Annotated in this window: 18 protein-coding genes; 9 read left to right on the forward strand and 9 right to left on the reverse strand. The window is 63.8% G+C overall.

The genetic code is table 11. The features are described 5' to 3' along the window. Positions 1 to 13: 13 nt before the first annotated feature. On the reverse strand, positions 14 to 820 hold the full coding sequence (locus ACFZAI_RS04725) for a hypothetical protein (protein ID WP_391565822.1): 807 nt from the start codon (positions 818 to 820) through the stop codon (positions 14 to 16). Between the two features lie 190 nt (positions 821 to 1,010). Here ACFZAI_RS04725 and ACFZAI_RS04730 point away from each other — a divergent pair, with 190 nt between their 5' ends. Next, positions 1,011 to 1,595 (forward strand): YceI family protein, encoded by a 585-nt coding sequence (locus ACFZAI_RS04730; RefSeq protein ID WP_391565823.1) that lies wholly within the window; start codon positions 1,011 to 1,013, stop codon positions 1,593 to 1,595. Positions 1,596 to 1,721: 126 nt separating this feature from the next. Here ACFZAI_RS04730 and ACFZAI_RS04735 read toward each other — a convergent pair whose 3' ends face one another. Together ACFZAI_RS04735 and ACFZAI_RS04740 are read right to left on the reverse strand one after the other, a co-directional pair. Then, positions 1,722 to 2,168, reverse strand: a complete 447-nt coding sequence (locus ACFZAI_RS04735) for an SRPBCC family protein (RefSeq protein ID WP_391565824.1) — start codon at positions 2,166 to 2,168, stop codon at positions 1,722 to 1,724. An 89-nt stretch (positions 2,169 to 2,257) separates the two neighbouring features. Then, positions 2,258 to 2,767 carry a DUF1993 family protein gene (locus ACFZAI_RS04740; RefSeq protein ID WP_391565825.1) on the reverse strand — a complete coding sequence of 170 codons (510 nt, stop codon included), beginning with the start codon at positions 2,765 to 2,767 and terminating at the stop codon, positions 2,258 to 2,260. A 198-nt stretch (positions 2,768 to 2,965) separates the two neighbouring features. Between ACFZAI_RS04740 and ACFZAI_RS04745 the strand changes: the two genes are divergently transcribed. From ACFZAI_RS04745 to ACFZAI_RS04755, 3 genes are all read left to right on the forward strand, one after another. Continuing rightward, a complete protein-coding gene (locus ACFZAI_RS04745) occupies positions 2,966 to 3,841 on the forward strand; it encodes a DUF1932 domain-containing protein (RefSeq protein WP_391565826.1) in 876 nt (291 codons plus the stop codon). Positions 3,842 to 3,908: 67 nt separating this feature from the next. Continuing rightward, positions 3,909 to 4,874 carry a tripartite tricarboxylate transporter substrate binding protein gene (locus ACFZAI_RS04750; RefSeq protein ID WP_054422832.1) on the forward strand — a complete coding sequence of 322 codons (966 nt, stop codon included), beginning with the start codon at positions 3,909 to 3,911 and terminating at the stop codon, positions 4,872 to 4,874. Between the two features lie 36 nt (positions 4,875 to 4,910). Then, positions 4,911 to 5,579, forward strand: a complete 669-nt coding sequence (locus ACFZAI_RS04755) for an RraA family protein (protein ID WP_391565827.1) — start codon at positions 4,911 to 4,913, stop codon at positions 5,577 to 5,579. A 195-nt stretch (positions 5,580 to 5,774) separates the two neighbouring features. Here the strand turns inward: ACFZAI_RS04755 and ACFZAI_RS04760 are convergent, their stop codons facing one another. The 6 genes from ACFZAI_RS04760 to ACFZAI_RS04785 form a co-directional block, all read right to left on the reverse strand. Then, positions 5,775 to 6,137 carry a hypothetical protein gene (locus tag ACFZAI_RS04760; RefSeq protein WP_391565828.1) on the reverse strand — a complete coding sequence of 121 codons (363 nt, stop codon included), beginning with the start codon at positions 6,135 to 6,137 and terminating at the stop codon, positions 5,775 to 5,777. Between the two features lie 39 nt (positions 6,138 to 6,176). Continuing rightward, entirely contained in the window at positions 6,177 to 6,842 is a 666-nt protein-coding gene (locus ACFZAI_RS04765; RefSeq protein WP_391565829.1) for a GntR family transcriptional regulator, read from the reverse strand. Positions 6,843 to 6,909: 67 nt separating this feature from the next. After that, the gene (locus ACFZAI_RS04770; RefSeq protein ID WP_391565830.1) at positions 6,910 to 7,962 is read right to left on the reverse strand and encodes a nucleotidyl transferase AbiEii/AbiGii toxin family protein; all 1,053 of its coding nucleotides are present in this window, start codon (positions 7,960 to 7,962) and stop codon (positions 6,910 to 6,912) included. Continuing rightward, positions 7,952 to 8,551, reverse strand: coding sequence for a DUF6088 family protein (locus ACFZAI_RS04775; RefSeq protein ID WP_391565831.1), 600 nt, complete (start codon positions 8,549 to 8,551; stop codon positions 7,952 to 7,954). The genes ACFZAI_RS04770 and ACFZAI_RS04775 overlap by 11 nt, the downstream gene beginning before the upstream one ends. A 198-nt stretch (positions 8,552 to 8,749) precedes the next feature. After that, a complete protein-coding gene (locus ACFZAI_RS04780; protein WP_391565832.1) occupies positions 8,750 to 10,105 on the reverse strand; it encodes an ATP-binding protein in 1,356 nt (451 codons plus the stop codon). Beyond that, positions 10,102 to 10,770 (reverse strand): response regulator transcription factor, encoded by a 669-nt coding sequence (locus ACFZAI_RS04785; protein ID WP_391565833.1) that lies wholly within the window; start codon positions 10,768 to 10,770, stop codon positions 10,102 to 10,104. Before ACFZAI_RS04785 ends, ACFZAI_RS04780 begins: the two co-directional genes overlap by 4 nt. A gap of 132 nt (positions 10,771 to 10,902) precedes the next feature. Between ACFZAI_RS04785 and ACFZAI_RS04790 the strand changes: the two genes are divergently transcribed. From ACFZAI_RS04790 to ACFZAI_RS04810, 5 genes are all read left to right on the forward strand, one after another. Then, positions 10,903 to 11,667, forward strand: coding sequence for a MipA/OmpV family protein (locus tag ACFZAI_RS04790; RefSeq protein ID WP_391565834.1), 765 nt, complete (start codon positions 10,903 to 10,905; stop codon positions 11,665 to 11,667). Between the two features lie 150 nt (positions 11,668 to 11,817). Next, on the forward strand, positions 11,818 to 12,825 hold the full coding sequence (locus ACFZAI_RS04795) for a Dyp-type peroxidase (protein ID WP_391566267.1): 1,008 nt from the start codon (positions 11,818 to 11,820) through the stop codon (positions 12,823 to 12,825). 154 nt (positions 12,826 to 12,979) lie between these two features. Then, positions 12,980 to 13,492, forward strand: coding sequence for a sigma-70 family RNA polymerase sigma factor (locus tag ACFZAI_RS04800; protein WP_391565835.1), 513 nt, complete (start codon positions 12,980 to 12,982; stop codon positions 13,490 to 13,492). 8 nt (positions 13,493 to 13,500) lie between these two features. After that, a complete protein-coding gene (locus ACFZAI_RS04805; protein ID WP_391565836.1) occupies positions 13,501 to 14,547 on the forward strand; it encodes a FecR domain-containing protein in 1,047 nt (348 codons plus the stop codon). Between the two features lie 36 nt (positions 14,548 to 14,583). Then, positions 14,584 to 15,624: a hypothetical protein gene (locus ACFZAI_RS04810; RefSeq protein ID WP_391565837.1), complete on the forward strand. Its 1,041-nt coding sequence runs from the start codon at positions 14,584 to 14,586 to the stop codon at positions 15,622 to 15,624. The last annotated feature ends 23 nt before the right edge of the window (positions 15,625 to 15,647 follow it).

Raw genomic sequence — 15,647 nt, forward strand, 5'->3', positions numbered from 1 at the left:
GCCCGGCTGCGGCTTACGGCTTCTTCTTGGGCACGGCGTCCAGGAATTCGCTGCAATCCGGCACCGGCTGGGCCGGCTCGTAGATCCCGCCATCGGGGTTCCAACGATACGTTGCCGTGTAGCTGCATTGCGCGTCGGCCGTGGGCGCGGCTTGCGCCGCGGTCAGCGCCGGCCGCTTCGTGGAATCCGCGTAGCGGCTTGCGCCAGCGGGCGCGCGCGTGGCCTGAGTCGTCACCTGCAAGTCCGGATATTCCTTGCCTGTTGCGCCTGCCTTGCCGGGCAGCGCGGCAAGCTCTGCCTGGTAGCGGTACGTATCCATGCACTGGCCCGCACGCTTTTTCTCGTCGGCCTGGTTGAAGCAGGCGCGGATCGATGTGCTGGCCGATTTCGGCATGATGAACACCAGGTTTGAACTCGTCGGCTCACCCAGATCCACTTCGAACAGATACAGGTCTTCGCGCGTGAAACTGCCGCCCGAGAACGGCGTTTCCAGGTTGTAGTCCGGCTGCGAAGGGCCGATGACGCCGACAATCGCCCGCTCTTCGCTCAACCGGATCAGCTGAGGCCAGACGGTGAAGCTCTTGAAGTTGGGGATGTCGGGCAAGTCCCAGATGTTGCGGTCGGTGCGCAGCGTGCGGCTCGTGGCATACGGGCCGTTCGTCTCCATCGTGCCTTCGGTATTGATCCCCACGCACCAATCCGTTTGGGCGTTGCAATACATCTTGTTGTCCGCGTTGAGCTTCAGCGGTTCCAAGGTGGGTTGCGCCAGAGCCGCTGCCGGTAACGCGGCGCAGATCAGCAAAGCAAACACGTTATTCATTGTGATTCCTGTGATTGCGGAGCACTCAGCGCGCATTATTGCGTGATTCGACGTTACGCCTTTACAAAATGGTGAGGGTTTCGGACAAGGCGTTGCAGTCTGACAGGGAACTGAATGATATCGTCGGCATTCCAAGCCCTGCCGCGCGCGCCTTGCGCGGGGCCAGTCCCACCCGTCATAAGGAGCTTTGATGAAGTTGATTCCGACCCTGCTGTTGGGCGCCAGCACGCTGATGCTGGCCTTGCCCGCCGCCGCCGCCCCGGTGACGTATGACCTGGACCCGTCCCACACCTATCCCAGTTTCGAAGCCGATCACTTCGGCGGCCTGTCCACCTGGCGCGGCAAATTCAACAAGTCCCAGGGTGTCGTCGTGCTGGACCGCGAAGCGCGCACCGGCACGGTAGAGGTCACGGTGGATATCAATTCCGTGGACTTCGGCCACGACGAAATGAACCAGCACGCCGTCGCGCCCGACATCTTCGACGCCGCCAAATACCCCACCGCCACCTTCAAGGGCACCTTCACCAAGTTCGACGGCGACCGCCCCGAAGAAGCCACCGGCGACCTGACCTTGCGCGGCGTCACGCGCAAGGTCACGATGGACATCGACGACTTCAAATGCATCCAGCACCCCATGGAAAAGCGCGAGGTGTGCGGGGCAGACGTCTCCACGAAGTTCAGCCGCAAGGACTTCGGCCTGAACTTCGGCCTGGACATGGGCTTCAAGCCAGAAGTGGAATTGAAGATTCAGGTGGAAGCGGGACGGCGTCCTTAATCGCCGGGGTCACGTTCAAAAAGAAGTCCGAAATCACCGGCAACGCATGGGTCTTTCCCCAGTTTGTCGTGTTTACCGTACTTGTTCAGGGCACCTTGTTCACGGCACCCAAGGCGCCCGCCCCGCTCAGTCTGGAATTTCCGGCTCGACCAGCTTCGCCAGCTGCATCAGCGATTCCTGCCAGCCCAGGTAGCACATCTCGGTGGGAATCGCGGCCGGGATGCCTGCCTGCTCGATATTGATTTCCGTACCGCAAACCACTTTGCGCAAGGTCACGGTGGTGATCATTTCGCCGGGCAGATTGGGGTCGTCGAAGCGGTCGGAGTAACGCAGTTTCTCGGACGGCGACAGTTCCAGGTATTCACCGCCAAAGTGGTGGCTGTGGCCTGAACCAAAATTCTTGAACGACATTTTGTAGGTGCCCCCGACTTTGGCGTCCAGGTGATGAACCTGGCACGTGAAGCCATAGGGGGGCAGCCATTTCGCCAGCGCGTCGCCGTCGATGAAAGCGCGATAGATGCGGTCGGGCGAGGCGCGCAGAACGCGGTGGAGCGTTACGGTTCCGGTAGTCATGGTGTGTCCGCCTTGAATGAGTGGGTCGTATTGCTACGACGTTCAGCGGGCACCCAAATCGACATTCCCGGGATCAGTAATAACCCGTATTAGTACGCGCCCATGTAGTCGCGTTTGCCAACTTCAATGCCGTTGTGGCGCAGGATCGCGTAGGCGGTCGTAACGTGGAAGAAGAATTGCGGCAGGCCATAGTGCAGCAGGTAGGCGCTGCCCGACAGCTTCTTTTCTTTCGGCGTGCCAGGGCGCAGCACGATTTCCAGCGACGCGCTTTGCTCGAACTGTTCCGGCTTGAACGAGCCGACGTGTGCCAGCGTCTTGGCGATCAGCGCTTGCAGCTCGGCGAACGTGGGTTCGCCATCCGGCCACGACGGCACTTCAGCGCCGGCCAGACGGGACGCGATGCCCTTGGCGAAGTCGGTGGCGATCTGCACCTGGCGCGACAGCGGGAACATGTCCGGGTACAGGCGGGCGCCCAGATAGGCGGACGCGTCGATGTTTTTCTCGGTGGCGTGGGCCTCGGCCTTTTTCAGCACGTCCGACAGCGCGGACAGCATTTGTTTGATGACGGGGACGGAGGCGTCGTACAGGGGGGCGGTCATGAGGTGTCTCGCTGAAATGTTGAAGGCGGGCGCGGGCGGGGCCTGCGCGGCTGAGGGCAAGACTACCAGCAATCCATGACGTGGTTTCTTGTACTTTTAATGTTTCCAAAAACTGATGAAACCTAGGGTTTACACGAGTTATACGGCCAATTTCTCCCGGGCTATAACGCTGTATGTATTTTTTTTGTATTTATGAAGATGAAAATTGCACTGATCGGTTGTGGGGAAGTCGGCGATTGCTACGCGCGTGAGTGGGTGGCGGGCGGGCATGCCATCGTGGGTATCGGCGAATTGCGCCAGGACGCCGAGATGCAGGCGCGCGCCGCCTCGCATGGCAGCGTGCTGCACGCTGAAGCCGGCCCGTGGCTGGCCGAGGCAGACATCGTCGTGTCGGCCGTGTTCGGCCACGCCGCGCTTGAAGTCGCCAAACAGGCGCTGCCGCACCTGCGCAAAGATGCCGCCTACGCCGATTTCACAACGGCCAGTTCGGGTGACATGCGCGCGGCCGCCGAGGTCGCCGCGCAGTTGGGCGTGCCGTTTACCGACGTCGCCATCATGGGCGCCATCGCCTTGCTGGGCGCGCGCACGCCGCTCTTGTGCGCCGGCACGGGCGCGCCTGCGGTGGCCGCGTTCACGGCCGGTTGCGGCGCGCCCGCGCAAGCCATCGATGGCGAGGCGGGCGACGCCGTGCGCCTGAAACTGCTGCGCAGCATTTTGACCAAGGGCATGGAAAGCCTGGCCGTCGAATGCCTGGTCGCCGCGGAAAGCATGGGCCTGCGCGCATCGCTGTATGAAGTGTTGTCCGATATGGACCGCACCCCGCTGACCACCTTCGTGGATTCCTTCGTCCGCTCGCACGTGCTGCACGCGCCGCGCCGGTTGGCCGAAGTGCGCGAAGCCCGCGAACAACTGGTGGAAGCTGGTTTGCAGCCGCTGGTGCTGGACGGCGTTGAGCGCCTGTTCGCCCGTACCACGCAAGGCATTGAAGCGGCCCGCGCATCGGGTTCGTTCAACGTGCCCGATTCGGTTGCCGACCGGCTGGCGTGGTTGACGCCGCTGGCGCGCCAATCCTGATCGCTCAGATGGACAGGGCCGGCCCCGCAGAGGGCTGCCCCATTTCAAAACACAAGTGAGGAAGACAATGACATCCCTGAAAACACTGCTGACGGCCACGCTGCTGGTCGCCTCGGCCGCGGCAAGCGCCGCCGACATGGGTTCGGCCCCGATCACCTTGATCTCGCCCTTTCCGCCGGGCGGCGGCACCGACACGCTGACACGCATGATCGGTTCGGCCATTGCGCAGGACACGGGCTGGAACATCGTCGTTGAAAACAAACCCGGCGCAGGCGGCAACCTGGCGCTGGACGCCACGGCGCGCGCCAAACCAGACGGCCACACGCTCGTGATGGCGCAGACGGACAACATCGTGCTGAACCCGTGGCTGTACAACAAGCTCAGCTACGACACCTTCAAGGACTTCAAGCCGGTGGGCCTCGTGGCCTCGTCACCCAGCGTGTTCGTGGTGGTGCCGGAGTCGCCCTACAAGACGCTGGACGATGTGGTCAAGGCGGCCAAGGCGCGCCCGGGCCAAGTCTCGCTGGGTATTCCCGGCATTGGCGGCAGCGGCGATTTGATCGGCCATCTGTGGCGCAAGGCGGCCGGCATGGAACTGATGCACGTGCCGTACCGCGGCTGGTCGCAGGCGTTCCCTGATCTGGCCAGCGGCCGCATTGATCTTTACACCGGTTCCGTCGCATCGCTCTTGCCGCAGATTCGCGGCGGCAAAGTGCGCGCGCTGGCGGTAGTGGCCGACGCGCGTTCGCCCGCCTTGCCCGATGTGCCGACCTTCGCCGAAAGCGGCTTCAAGACCATCAACCAGACCATCTGGTGGGGGCTGATGGCCCCGGGCAAGACGCCCGACGATGTTGTCGCCACGCTGAACCAGGCGCTGAACAAGTCGCAAGCCAAGCCGGACGTAGTGAAGAAGCTGGAGGATTCGGGCTATAGCGTCATGACGGGCACGCCTGCCGACCTGGGCAAGCGCCATCGCGCCGACCACGACGTCTTCGGCAAGGTCGTGCAGGAAGCCGGCATCCCCAAACAATGAGCGCGCAAGATTCCCTGAACGCCAACGGAGCAACCCATGATCGGTTTTGAAATCCACCCGCGCAAGCGCGCGGTCAGCAGCGACTTCGTCGAGAAATTCCGCCGCATTCCCGTTGCCAACATCAGCGACTGCATGTCGCGCATGACGGCAGGCGGCGCCCGCCTGCGGCCCATGCACGACGGCCACCCGATGGCCGGCCCCGCGCTGACGGTGCGCACGCGCCCGGGTGACAACCTGCTGGTGCACAAGGCGCTGGAACTGGCCGAGCCGGGCGATGTGGTGGTGGTGGATGCGGGGGGCGACCTCACCAACGCCATCATCGGTGAAATCATGACGACCTATGCGCAAACGCGCGGCCTGGCCGGCATTGTGATCAACGGTGCGATCCGCGATTGCGGCACGATCCGCCGCAGCGCCTTCCCGGTGTATGCGGCGGGCGTCACGCACCGCGGGCCGTACAAGGATGGCCCCGGCGAAATCAACGCCGTCATCTCGCTGGACGGCATGACGATCGAACCGGGCGACTTGATTCTGGGCGATGAAGACGGCTTGCTGTCGTTGCCATACGACCAGGTCGAAGCGCTGTACGAAGCCGCATCCGCCAAGCACGCGGTGGAAGAACAGATGCTGGCGCAGATCGCGGCGGGCACGCTGGACACGTCGTGGATCGATGCGCGGATGAAGGCGCAAGGCTGGAAGCCTTAAGCGCTGGGCGATAGATATCGGAGCAGCGCAGAAGCGCTGATCCGAAGCGCAGCGGAACCGCAGAAGCGAAGCACCGCAGAAGCGAAGCACCGCAGAAGCGAAGCACCGCAGAGCCGCGGTTCTGCGGAATTTCGGAACCGTTGAAGGGCTGAAGGGCTGGCGCTTGCGTGCGCCCTTCAGCCCTTGTCGTTTCCTTCAGCCCTTATCGTTTTTCGCACGGCCCAAAATGCGATCCATGATCGCGCTGCCATACGCCCACGACAGCACCGCCAGCACCAGCATCGCCACCGTGAAATACGCGCGTGCCGACAGCGGCACGGGATTCATTTCGGCGATGGTGCGAAACGGCTCGTAGTCCGTGAAGTCACTGACCGCCAGGCAACTGAACAGCAGCGTCAACAGCGGGCCCGCGAAGCGCGGGCGTTCGCCGCGCGTGGGCGAGTAGGGCTGGGTCTGCCATCGAACCAGTTCCACCACGCGCACCATCAGCGCAATCAGCGGAATGACGACGGCAAGCAGCAGGACGAAAAGGGCGACGAGAATCTGGGGCGAATACATGGGAACGAATCAGAAAGGGCGCTGAAACCAGCAGCCGGGTCACGCGGCAGGCGTCGGCGCTGGCGGCTTGCGCTGGCTGCGAAAAAGCAGGTGCGTGGTGGTCAGATGAAAGCGCATGGCGATGTCGGCGCACGCCGGATCGCGCGCGCGCAACGCGGCGATGATCTGGCGGTGATGCTCCACGCTGCGCAGCATGTCGTCATGCGTGTAGAAGTAAAACGAGCCAATGATGATCGGCATGTCCAGCAGGTTCTCAACCATCGTGCGCACGCGCGCCGATTGCGCCGCATCCAGCAGTGCGTGATGGAACAGATTATTGCAATGCTGAACGCGGGCGACCTTGTCGGTGTCGTCGGAAAGAATCGCGTCCAGCATGCGCTGGTTGATCTGTTCCAGATGGTCGATCTGTTCGGGCGTGGCGCGCTCGGCGGCGCTGCGGGCGGCATAAGGCTCCAGCAGCAGACGCAGCTCGAACGCTTCGTTGATGTCACGATCCACCCAGCCCAACACTTCCGCGCCGCGCCGCCCTTCACGTTTGACAAGCCCATCGGCAATCAAGCGTTCAATGGCGCTGCGCACCGGCGTCCGGCTGACCGAAAGCTCCGCCGCAATATGCTCTTCACGCAAGCGCTCGCCGGGCAGGAACACGCCGGACATCAGCCGTCGGCGGAGTTCCCCGTAGACAAGGTCGCGGGCGCTGGTCATGGTGGCGAGGCTTTCCTGGAAGGCGCGAAGAGTTCCAGACTATACCCGAAGGAGGGGCCAAATCCGCTCACGTTTTAGGCCTTGAGAAAACCTGATTCGCGTGGCTCTGGATTTCGGCGCACACGGTCATGATGTCATCAAACCCGGCCGCATTCTCGGCCAGCAATCCGGCGTCGGTCATCCGTTCAAAGTCGTCGCGCAGGGTGACGAGCGCCGCGCCTTCGGGGATCAGCGTCAGGCTACCACCTACGGCATCGTGATAATTGATTGGGATGCCAGCAACATCTTTCTCGGCATAGAACCGGGATTTGTGCGTGGCGACCAAAACCGCTACCGCGTGATCGTCAAAGACGGCCTGACTGGGATGGCGGTAAATCTCTGCCAGGTCGTACCAGTGGCGGGCGTATCGTTCGCCGCGCAAGCGCGCTTGCAGGCAATAAACGTGCGCGGCGGTGGCCTTTTCCCAGAACGTTCGGCTCAGGCTCATGACCAAAGGTGCAGCGGTTGGGAAATTGAATTGTCGGTTCAGGGCGTCAACGCCGGCCAAGTCGCAAGACACCGGCATCACCGCGTGCGGTTCACCCGTCGCGCGCGCCCCGAATTCGAATAGGACGGCAGGCTGCACGTAAGCGCTATCGCTCGCATCCAGCGCGCTTTGATAGCGCAGCAATACTTTGTCTTCCCCCTTGCCTGCACCGGCAAAGGGTTTGATTTCTGCCGTGAGCTGTTGCGCCGTCAACGCGCTTTGAAGCGTGGGGATGAATTCGGATTTGATCCACTCGGGCAGCAGAACATCGATGCGTGCGCGCCACTTCTTCTCTTGGCTGGCCGTAGCGGGGATGGCGCCTGATTCCGTATGAGCGGGAATCAGTCTGCGAATGTCATAGGTAAGGTCCACATCCTCGGAGAAGCGGTCAATAATCTTGTGGGCCTTGGAAAGCGAGGTGCCGCCCTTGAAGGTAAGGCTAGGTCCAAGGTGCGAACCATAAATGGTTTGAAGGCCCCAGACGACCCAGACGTCTTTCTCAAGCAAGTCGGGTAAGCGCCCTGATTGGTCGCTTCCGTATTGCAGGGCTTCGCGCCGATCACCAGAAGGCTGTTGAAGAAAGCTAGGCAGCACAGCCCATCTCAAGGCCGACGGCCTTGGACATCCATGCAGGAAAACGCCGGCGGGCGCTTACAAGCGCCGCCCACGCTGAAGGGGAAAGTGTTTGATGCAGGGTACGCAGGGCGTTTGGAGCGGCAACTGGCCCCAGCCATTCAATGGCGCGAGCCGCCGCCGCCGCCTCTTCTTTGCGAAGGAAAAAACTGGCGGGCGGCACGTGTTCCACCTGCACGTTGTTCTTGCCGAACGAAAGCACCCGGCGAGGCCCCGAAGACAGGTAGACCTTGCGGATGGGCATCTGGGTGGTGAGTCCAAGGCGATTGGCCTCGGTTGCGCCATGGGGCACAAACGCTACACCCGTCTGCGCTTCCAGCGCGTGCAGCACTTTTTCGGGGGAGGGCGCACGTTTGCCGTACGAGCCCGCGACTGGCGCCGCGTACACGCCTCGGCCTACGCGCAGCAATTCTCCTGCCTTGCTCAAGCGCGAAAAAGCTTGATCCACGGCTGCGCGAGATCCCAGATGCAGGAATTCACGAGGCGATACGGTGCCGCCCTCGGGGAGGGACAAGGCAACGTCGAGGATGGTTTTGGGCAGGGATTTCATGATGACTGTCCAAGCGTTTGAGCGCAGGTATGTCAGATTATAGATAAATATCTGACATTTTCAACTGGAATGAGCCGCGAGGGGCGCCAGTTCATAAAAAAGCAGAGGGGATGCACCCGGGCAGCCGCAGGTCCCGGGGCGATACGCCGAACAGGCGTTTGAAGGACGAGGCGAAGTTCGCGGCGGCGGGTTTGTGGTTTACGCGCCGCCGTTTGCGAACCGGATCGTGATGCCGACGCCGCGCCCATCCAGGCCCGGTCCCCATTCGATGCGCGCATTGTGGCTGGCGGCAATCTGCGCGACCAGTGACAGGCCGATGCCGCTGCCGCGTTCCGCTGTGCCGGGCTTGCGGTAGAAGCGGTCGAACACGCGTTCGCGTTCGGCGGGCGCGATGCCCGGCCCATTGTCTTGCACCGTCAACCACGCGCCGCCGTCGTCCAGCGGCCCGCAAGCCACCGACACGCGTCCGCCGTCGGGGGTGTAGCGCAATGCGTTGTCCAGCAGGTTGCGCACCAGCACGCCCAGGGCGTCGACGCCGCCGCGCACTTCCGCCGCTTGAGTGTCCAGGCTGATGCGCTGGCGTTTGCGATGCGCCAATCCTTCGTTGTCGCGCACAATCATTTCCGCCAGGCGGTCCAGCGCAACGGGTTCGGCAGCCCCTTCGGCCTGGGCTTCCATGCGCGCCTGGTCCAGCAGCTGTTCGGCCAGACGGGTGGTGCGGGTAGCGACGTCGCGCAGTTTTAACACCGCCTGTTCGCGTGCGGCGGGGGTATCGCTGCGCTCGGCCAGCTCGGCATAGGCGCTAAGCGCGGCCAGCGGCGTTCGAAGCTCGTGCGCGGCATCGGCCAGAAAGCGCCGCTCGCGTTCCAGTGACGCCGATAAGCGCCCCAGCAGATCATTGATCGACGCGATGAAGGGCTGCAATTCCCCGGGCATGCCGTGCGTGGGCAGCGGCGTCAGGTCCATGCCCGTGCGGTTGAGGATAGCCTCGCGCGCGCGGTCCACGGGGCGGAACGCGCGGCGTATCACCAGCCACGTCAGCCCGGTCAGCACCACAAACAGCACGCTCAGAAACGCCAGGCCGCTACCCATGCGGGTGGCGGTGTCGCGCCGCAATTTCGCGGCCGACTTGGCGAACTGCACCTGCACGCGGCCCGCAGCGTCCGACACCGCATAGGCGCGCCAGGGCGCACCGTCCAGCGTGACGTCGTGAAAGCCATCGCGAAAATCCGGCACCAGCGGCTCGTCGGGTGACCAGGGGGATTGCACCAGCCGCCGCTTGTCATCCAGGGACCATACCTGGAAGCTGAGCGACTCGCCATCAAAGGGCGTAGACACCGGCAATTCAAAACGGTCTTCGCCTGAACGCCCGGTCTGCATCAGGCTGGTGGGCAGCGACATCAGCGCTTTCTGCGCGCCGTCGCGCAGGTTCTGATCCGACATGCCGGTCTCGGCGCGCGTCTGCTCAAGATAGATCAGCGTAAAGACCGTGGCCCAGGTGGCCAGCATGGCCAGCAGCAAGGTGATGGCGACGCGACGGCGCAGCGTGGTCATGGCGCGCTGTCCGGCACAATGCGGTAACCCAGGCCGTGCTGCGTTTCGATCAGCCCGTCGCCCAGTTTGCGGCGTAATTGATGGATGTAGACCGCAACGGTATTGCTTTCGATGGTGCCGCTGCTGCCATACACGGCCACTTCCAGCTGATCGCGGCTGACGGTGTGGCCCATGCGCTGCATCAGCGCCAGCAGCGTGTGATATTCGTGCGCGCTCAACGACACTTCGTCACCGCCCTGCGTCACGAGGCGGCGCGCGGGTTCCAGCACCACGTCGCGGCAGCGCAGTGCGGACACCACGCTGTTGCTGCTGCGCCGAAGCACGGCGCGCAGGCGCGCCAGCAGCTCATCCAGCTGAAACGGTTTCACCAGATAGTCGTCGGCGCCGGCGTCCAGGCCCTGGATGCGTTCGCTCAAGCGGTCGCGCGCCGTGATGATCAGCACGGGCGTGGTATCGAAACGGGCACGCAACGTCTTGAGCAAGGTCAGGCCGCTGCCCTCGGGCAGCCCCAGGTCCAGCAGCACCGCGTGATAGCCGTGGTCCACCAGCGCCAGGTGCGCCTGGGGCATGTCGCGCGCCCAGTCCACGTCGGTGCCATCTTGAATCAGGCCCGCGCGCAAGGCGTCGCCCAGCATGGGGTCATCTTCTACAAGCAGGATACGCAAACACACTCCAGCGCCGTCTCCGCCGCGTGGCGGCGGAGTCTTAAAGAATTATTAAAAGTTGCTCGGGACAATGCGGCCCATTCCCGGGGGCGGTCGCCCCACGGCCAGTGAATTGAACGGAAGGAAGCCCGGATGCGGATGGGTATAGTAGCAAGCGGCCTCGCGGCTGGTGTGGCAATTGGCGGTGCAGGCGCCGCGCACGCGCAGAGCACAAACTTCATTGGATTAGGGGTCGGAGCGATCCCGGTTTATGAAGGGTCCAGTGAATACCGGGCCTTACCCGTGCCGCTTATCAACTACCACTCGGGCAATTTCTTCATCACGCCGCGCATGGGTTTGCCGGCGATGGGCTTGAAGACGTCGCTGGCGTCTGACCTGGACGCGGGCGTCTTCGTGGGCATGAGCCTGGGCCGCAAGGCGGATGACGCTGACCTCACCAAAGGGTTGGATGACATCAAGTTCCACGCCGCGTATGGGGCCTATGTGGAATGGCGGCCGGGCCGTTATGCGCTGGGCGCGGGCTACAAGCAGGCGGCGCGCAGCGGCTACGGCGGCAACATCGAATTGCGCGCGTCCTACGCCGCGCTGATGACCGAGAAGCACACGGTGCAGGTCGGCGTCCGCACGGAATGGGCCAACCAGGACGCCATGCAGACCTGGTACGGCGTGACGTCGTCGCAGGCGGCGCGCAGCAAGGCGGGGCTGTCCACGTACAGCCCGTCCTCGGGCTTCAAGTCGGCGGCGCTGTTCACGACGTGGTCATATCGCATCGACCCCAGCTGGAGCACGGTGGCTACCGTCGGCGTGTCGACCTTGTTGGGTGACGCGCGCGACAGCCCGCTGGTTGATCGCGAGACGAACGTGTTCGGTTCGGTGGGTGTGGCGTACCGCTTTTAAGGTAAGGCGCACAGGCGATTGCCGGGAAGCCGCGGCGGTTGGAGGGCACACGCCCGGGCGCAGGCAAGGGCAACCCCGTTGGCAAACCCGGGCAGGCGGATACAATTTCCGCCTGTCATTCTTCAACACGTCTTGAGCCTTACGCCGCCCATGCCCGACTTCCCGCCTGAACCGCAAGCCGTCCACAGCCCCAACACGCGCCACGCGATCTTTCTTGTCGCCACGCTCAATCCGGGCGCCGACGCAGCCGCCACCGTGCGCGCGTGGTGCGAAGACGTGGCTACGCTGACCCGTACGGTCAGCACGCGTTCGCCGTCGGAAAACCTGTCCTGTATTTGCGCGTTCGGCTCCGAGGCGTGGGACACGCTGTTCGGGCAGCCGCGCCCGGCCGGGCTGCACCCGTTCCGGGTGTTCGGCGAAGGCGCGCGCCAGGCGGTGTCGACCCCGGGCGACATCCTGCTGCACATCCGCGCCGAATCCATGGACATGTGCTTTGAGCTGGCCACCTTGCTGATGAATGGGCTGGGCGATGCGGTGACGGTCGTCGACGAGACGCATGGCTTTCGCTACTTCGACCGCCGCGCCATCATCGGTTTTGTAGACGGCACCGAGAACCCCGAAGGGCGCGAGGCCGTCCACTTCACGATGATCGGCGACGAAGACGCTGACTTTGCGGGCGGCAGCTACGTGCTGGTGCAGAAGTACTTGCACGACATGGCGGGCTGGAATTCGCTTAGCGTCGAAAGCCAGGAAGGCATCATCGGCCGCCACAAACTGTCGAACGTGGAGCTGGACGACGACATCAAACCCGCGTCCTCGCACAGCGCGCTGACCACGCTGGAAGAGAACGGCGAAGAAGTGAAAATCCTGCGCGACAACATGCCCTTTGGCCGCGCGGGCATGGGCGAGTTCGGCACCTACTTCATCGGTTATGCCCGCAACCCCGCCCCGATCGAACAGATGCTTGAAAACATGTTCGTGGGCCGGCCCGCTGGCAACTACGACCGCCTGCTGGACTACAGCCGCGCAGTGACGGGCAGCTTGTTTTTCGTGCCGTCGGCGGATCTGCTGGAAGAATTGGCGGGGCGCGAAAACGCCGCAACGCAATCGGAAGCCGCGCCGGCAGCGGCCGCGGCGCCCGCCGTGAATGCGGGCTGACACCGCAGGGGCTGACACCGCAGGGGCTGACACCGCAGGGCGCTGGCGCGCAAAAGTGGTATCCCGTCCACAACGCGCGCCGGCCCATTTGACAGACCGCAGGTGGAATCGGCAATAATAACCATTATTATTTCCAATCTTCTCTGCGTGTGCTTTGTCCTGCGCTACCCCCACCCCCATCGAAACGCTGTATAGCGATCATCACCCCTGGTTGAAGGGGTGGTTGCGTCGTCGGCTGCGCTGTGGGGAGCAGGCTGAAGATCTGGCGCATGACACGTTCATCCGGCTGTTGACCAGCGAGCGCGTGCCGTCGGCGCTGGCCGAGCCGCGTGCGTTTCTGACGACCGTTGCGATGAACCTGTTGTCGAATCACCGGCGGCGGGAAAAGTTGGAACGCGCTTATCTGGAAGCGCTGGCGCAGGCGCCGCAACCCACGTGCTGGTCGCCGGAAGACCGCGCCATCATGCTTGAAACGCTGCTGGAACTGGACCGCCTGCTGGACGGCCTGCCTGCCATCGTGCGGCGGGCGTTTCTGTTGTCGCAACTGGATGGCAAGACGCATGCGCAGGTGGCAGAAGCGCTGGGCATCTCCATTCCTACCGTCAAGCGGTATCTGGTCAAGGCATTGCAACGCTGCTATTTCGCGGACCTGTCCTTTACAGGATGAACTGAGCCATGTCCGCCTTCCCCTGGTATCGCAGTACAAGCGGCGCGACGGCCGTGTCCGCCGCGGTGGCGCAGCGCGCGGTGCAATGGCTGGTGGCGTTGCAGGCTGATGCCGTCGCGCCTGAGGTCGTGAGCGAGTGGGAGCGCTGGCGCGCCGCGCACCCCGAGCACGAGCGCGCGTGGCTGCGCATCGAGTCGGTGCGCGGGCGTTTACAGCCTTTGTCGTCGCCGCAGTCGTCGGCGATTGCGCAGGCGGCGTTGACGCCGGCCGCGTCCCAGCACCGGCGGCGCACGCTGAAAGCGTTGAGCTTCCTGGCGGTGGCGGGCGGGGCGGGCTGGCTTGCCGAGCGGTCCACGCCATGGCGCGAATGGTCGTCTGATTACCGCACGCGTATCGGCGAACGCCGCACGCTGCCGTTGCCAGACGGCACGCAACTGGTCCTGAATACGGGCAGTGCAATCAATGTGGCGTTCACCGACACCGAACGGCGGATCGTTCTGATTGCCGGTGAAATCCTGATCAAAACCGCCCAAGAGGGCCGCGCCGTTTATCGCCCGTTCCTGGTCGAGACCGCATTTGGCACCGCACGCGCGTTGGGCACGGAGTACGCCGTGCGCCAGCTGGAGGCATCGACGCAGGTCAGTGTGTACGCGGGCGCGGTGCAGATCGAGCCCCGGCATCATGCTGGGCAGACGTTGGTCTTGCACGCGGGGGAACGCGGCGACTATTCGGCGGACGCCGCTGCGCCCGCCGGCGTGGCTGATGACACCACCATTGCGTGGAAAGACGGCTTCATCGTGGCCCGCAGCATGCGTCTGGACGATTTCCTGGCCGAGCTGGCGCGCTATAGCGACGACACGCTGTCGTGCGACCCGGCGGTGGCGGGCTTGCGGCTATCGGGATCGTTTCCCGTCAACGATATCCGCAAGGGCTTGGCGGCGCTTGCCGTCACGTTGGACTTGAAGATCGAAACGCAGACGCCGCTGTGGCGCGCCAAGGTGCTGCGCCTGGTTCCGGCGCTGCCATCGTCGTACAAAGCGGCACGCCTGAACTAGTGTAAAAACGGGTTTTCCGATTACAGCGAACCCGCTTTGTCTTCGATGATCGACACGCTGATCTCTTATCGAATCGATGCGCCCGCGCCGGGTGTGATGCGCGTGCGCTTGCGGCAATGGCCCATGATCGCGTTGTTGGTCATCGTCTGCGTGACGCTGATGGGCATACCGGCCGGCTTTACCGCTGATCTGCTGTCCGGCAGCCATCCCTTTGCCAACCTGAACGGCAGGCCTGCCTTGGTGCAGGCCATTGCAATGCTTGGGCTGGCCATGCTGACCGTGGCGGGGCCGGCGGGCTTGTGGTGGTGGCCGGTGCGCGAGTCATTGTTGCTGTCGCAGCCGGATCAACGCGGCTGGCGCATCACCCGCAATGTGTTTGGCCGCCGCCAGCGTGTTGCCGACACGTTCTCGCTGGAAGGCATGCGCGGCTTGTTCTTGCGGCAAGGCAAGGCGGGCGAACATGTTTATCTGGAGCCGGTGCTGGTGGATAAATACGGCGAGCCGCACCTGCTCAGTTTTCAAACGGGCCTGCTCAAGCCGGGGTCGGCGCGGGCCGAGGGCTATCTGGCGGCGCTGTCCGGCTATTTCGGCAAGCCCTGGCCCGAAGCGGTTGCGGATCAAGCGGTGTGGCAACAGCTGATGCAGCAGCAGAAGCCGCGGGAAACGCCGCGCGGCATGCCGCAGGGAAAGCTTGCTGGAAAATCCCGCACGCTGGCGACGAAGCATCAGGCATTGCCGCCACCGGCCGAATCGGCATGGGCGTCCGAGCCGCCGCCGGTCTCGATGCCGCTGCGGGTCTCGCTGGGTCTGCTCGGCGTGTTCTTCAGCCTGGTGGCCGTCAACAATGTTTTCGCGGTGTTCAGCGGTTTGTTCAGCGGGCGCCTGGTCACCAGCGGCAGCCGCTTTTCGCGCGGCACGCACGTTGCGCGCGTTGCGGAAGAACCCGTCTGGTTTTCCGTCAACGTCGCCATCGAAATCTTCGGCGTGCTGTTGTTGGCGTCGATTGCCTATGGGTGTTTGCGCGTGGCGCTGCGCGCGCCTGCCGAGCGTGTCAGGCCAGGGCCGCCAGACCAGTGATCCGTCCGGCGCACCCCACGTGG

Origin of the sequence: Achromobacter sp. NPDC008082 (assembly GCF_042957345.1) — a bacterium.
GTDB classification, from domain to species: Bacteria; Pseudomonadota; Gammaproteobacteria; order Burkholderiales; family Burkholderiaceae_B; genus Achromobacter; species Achromobacter kerstersii_A.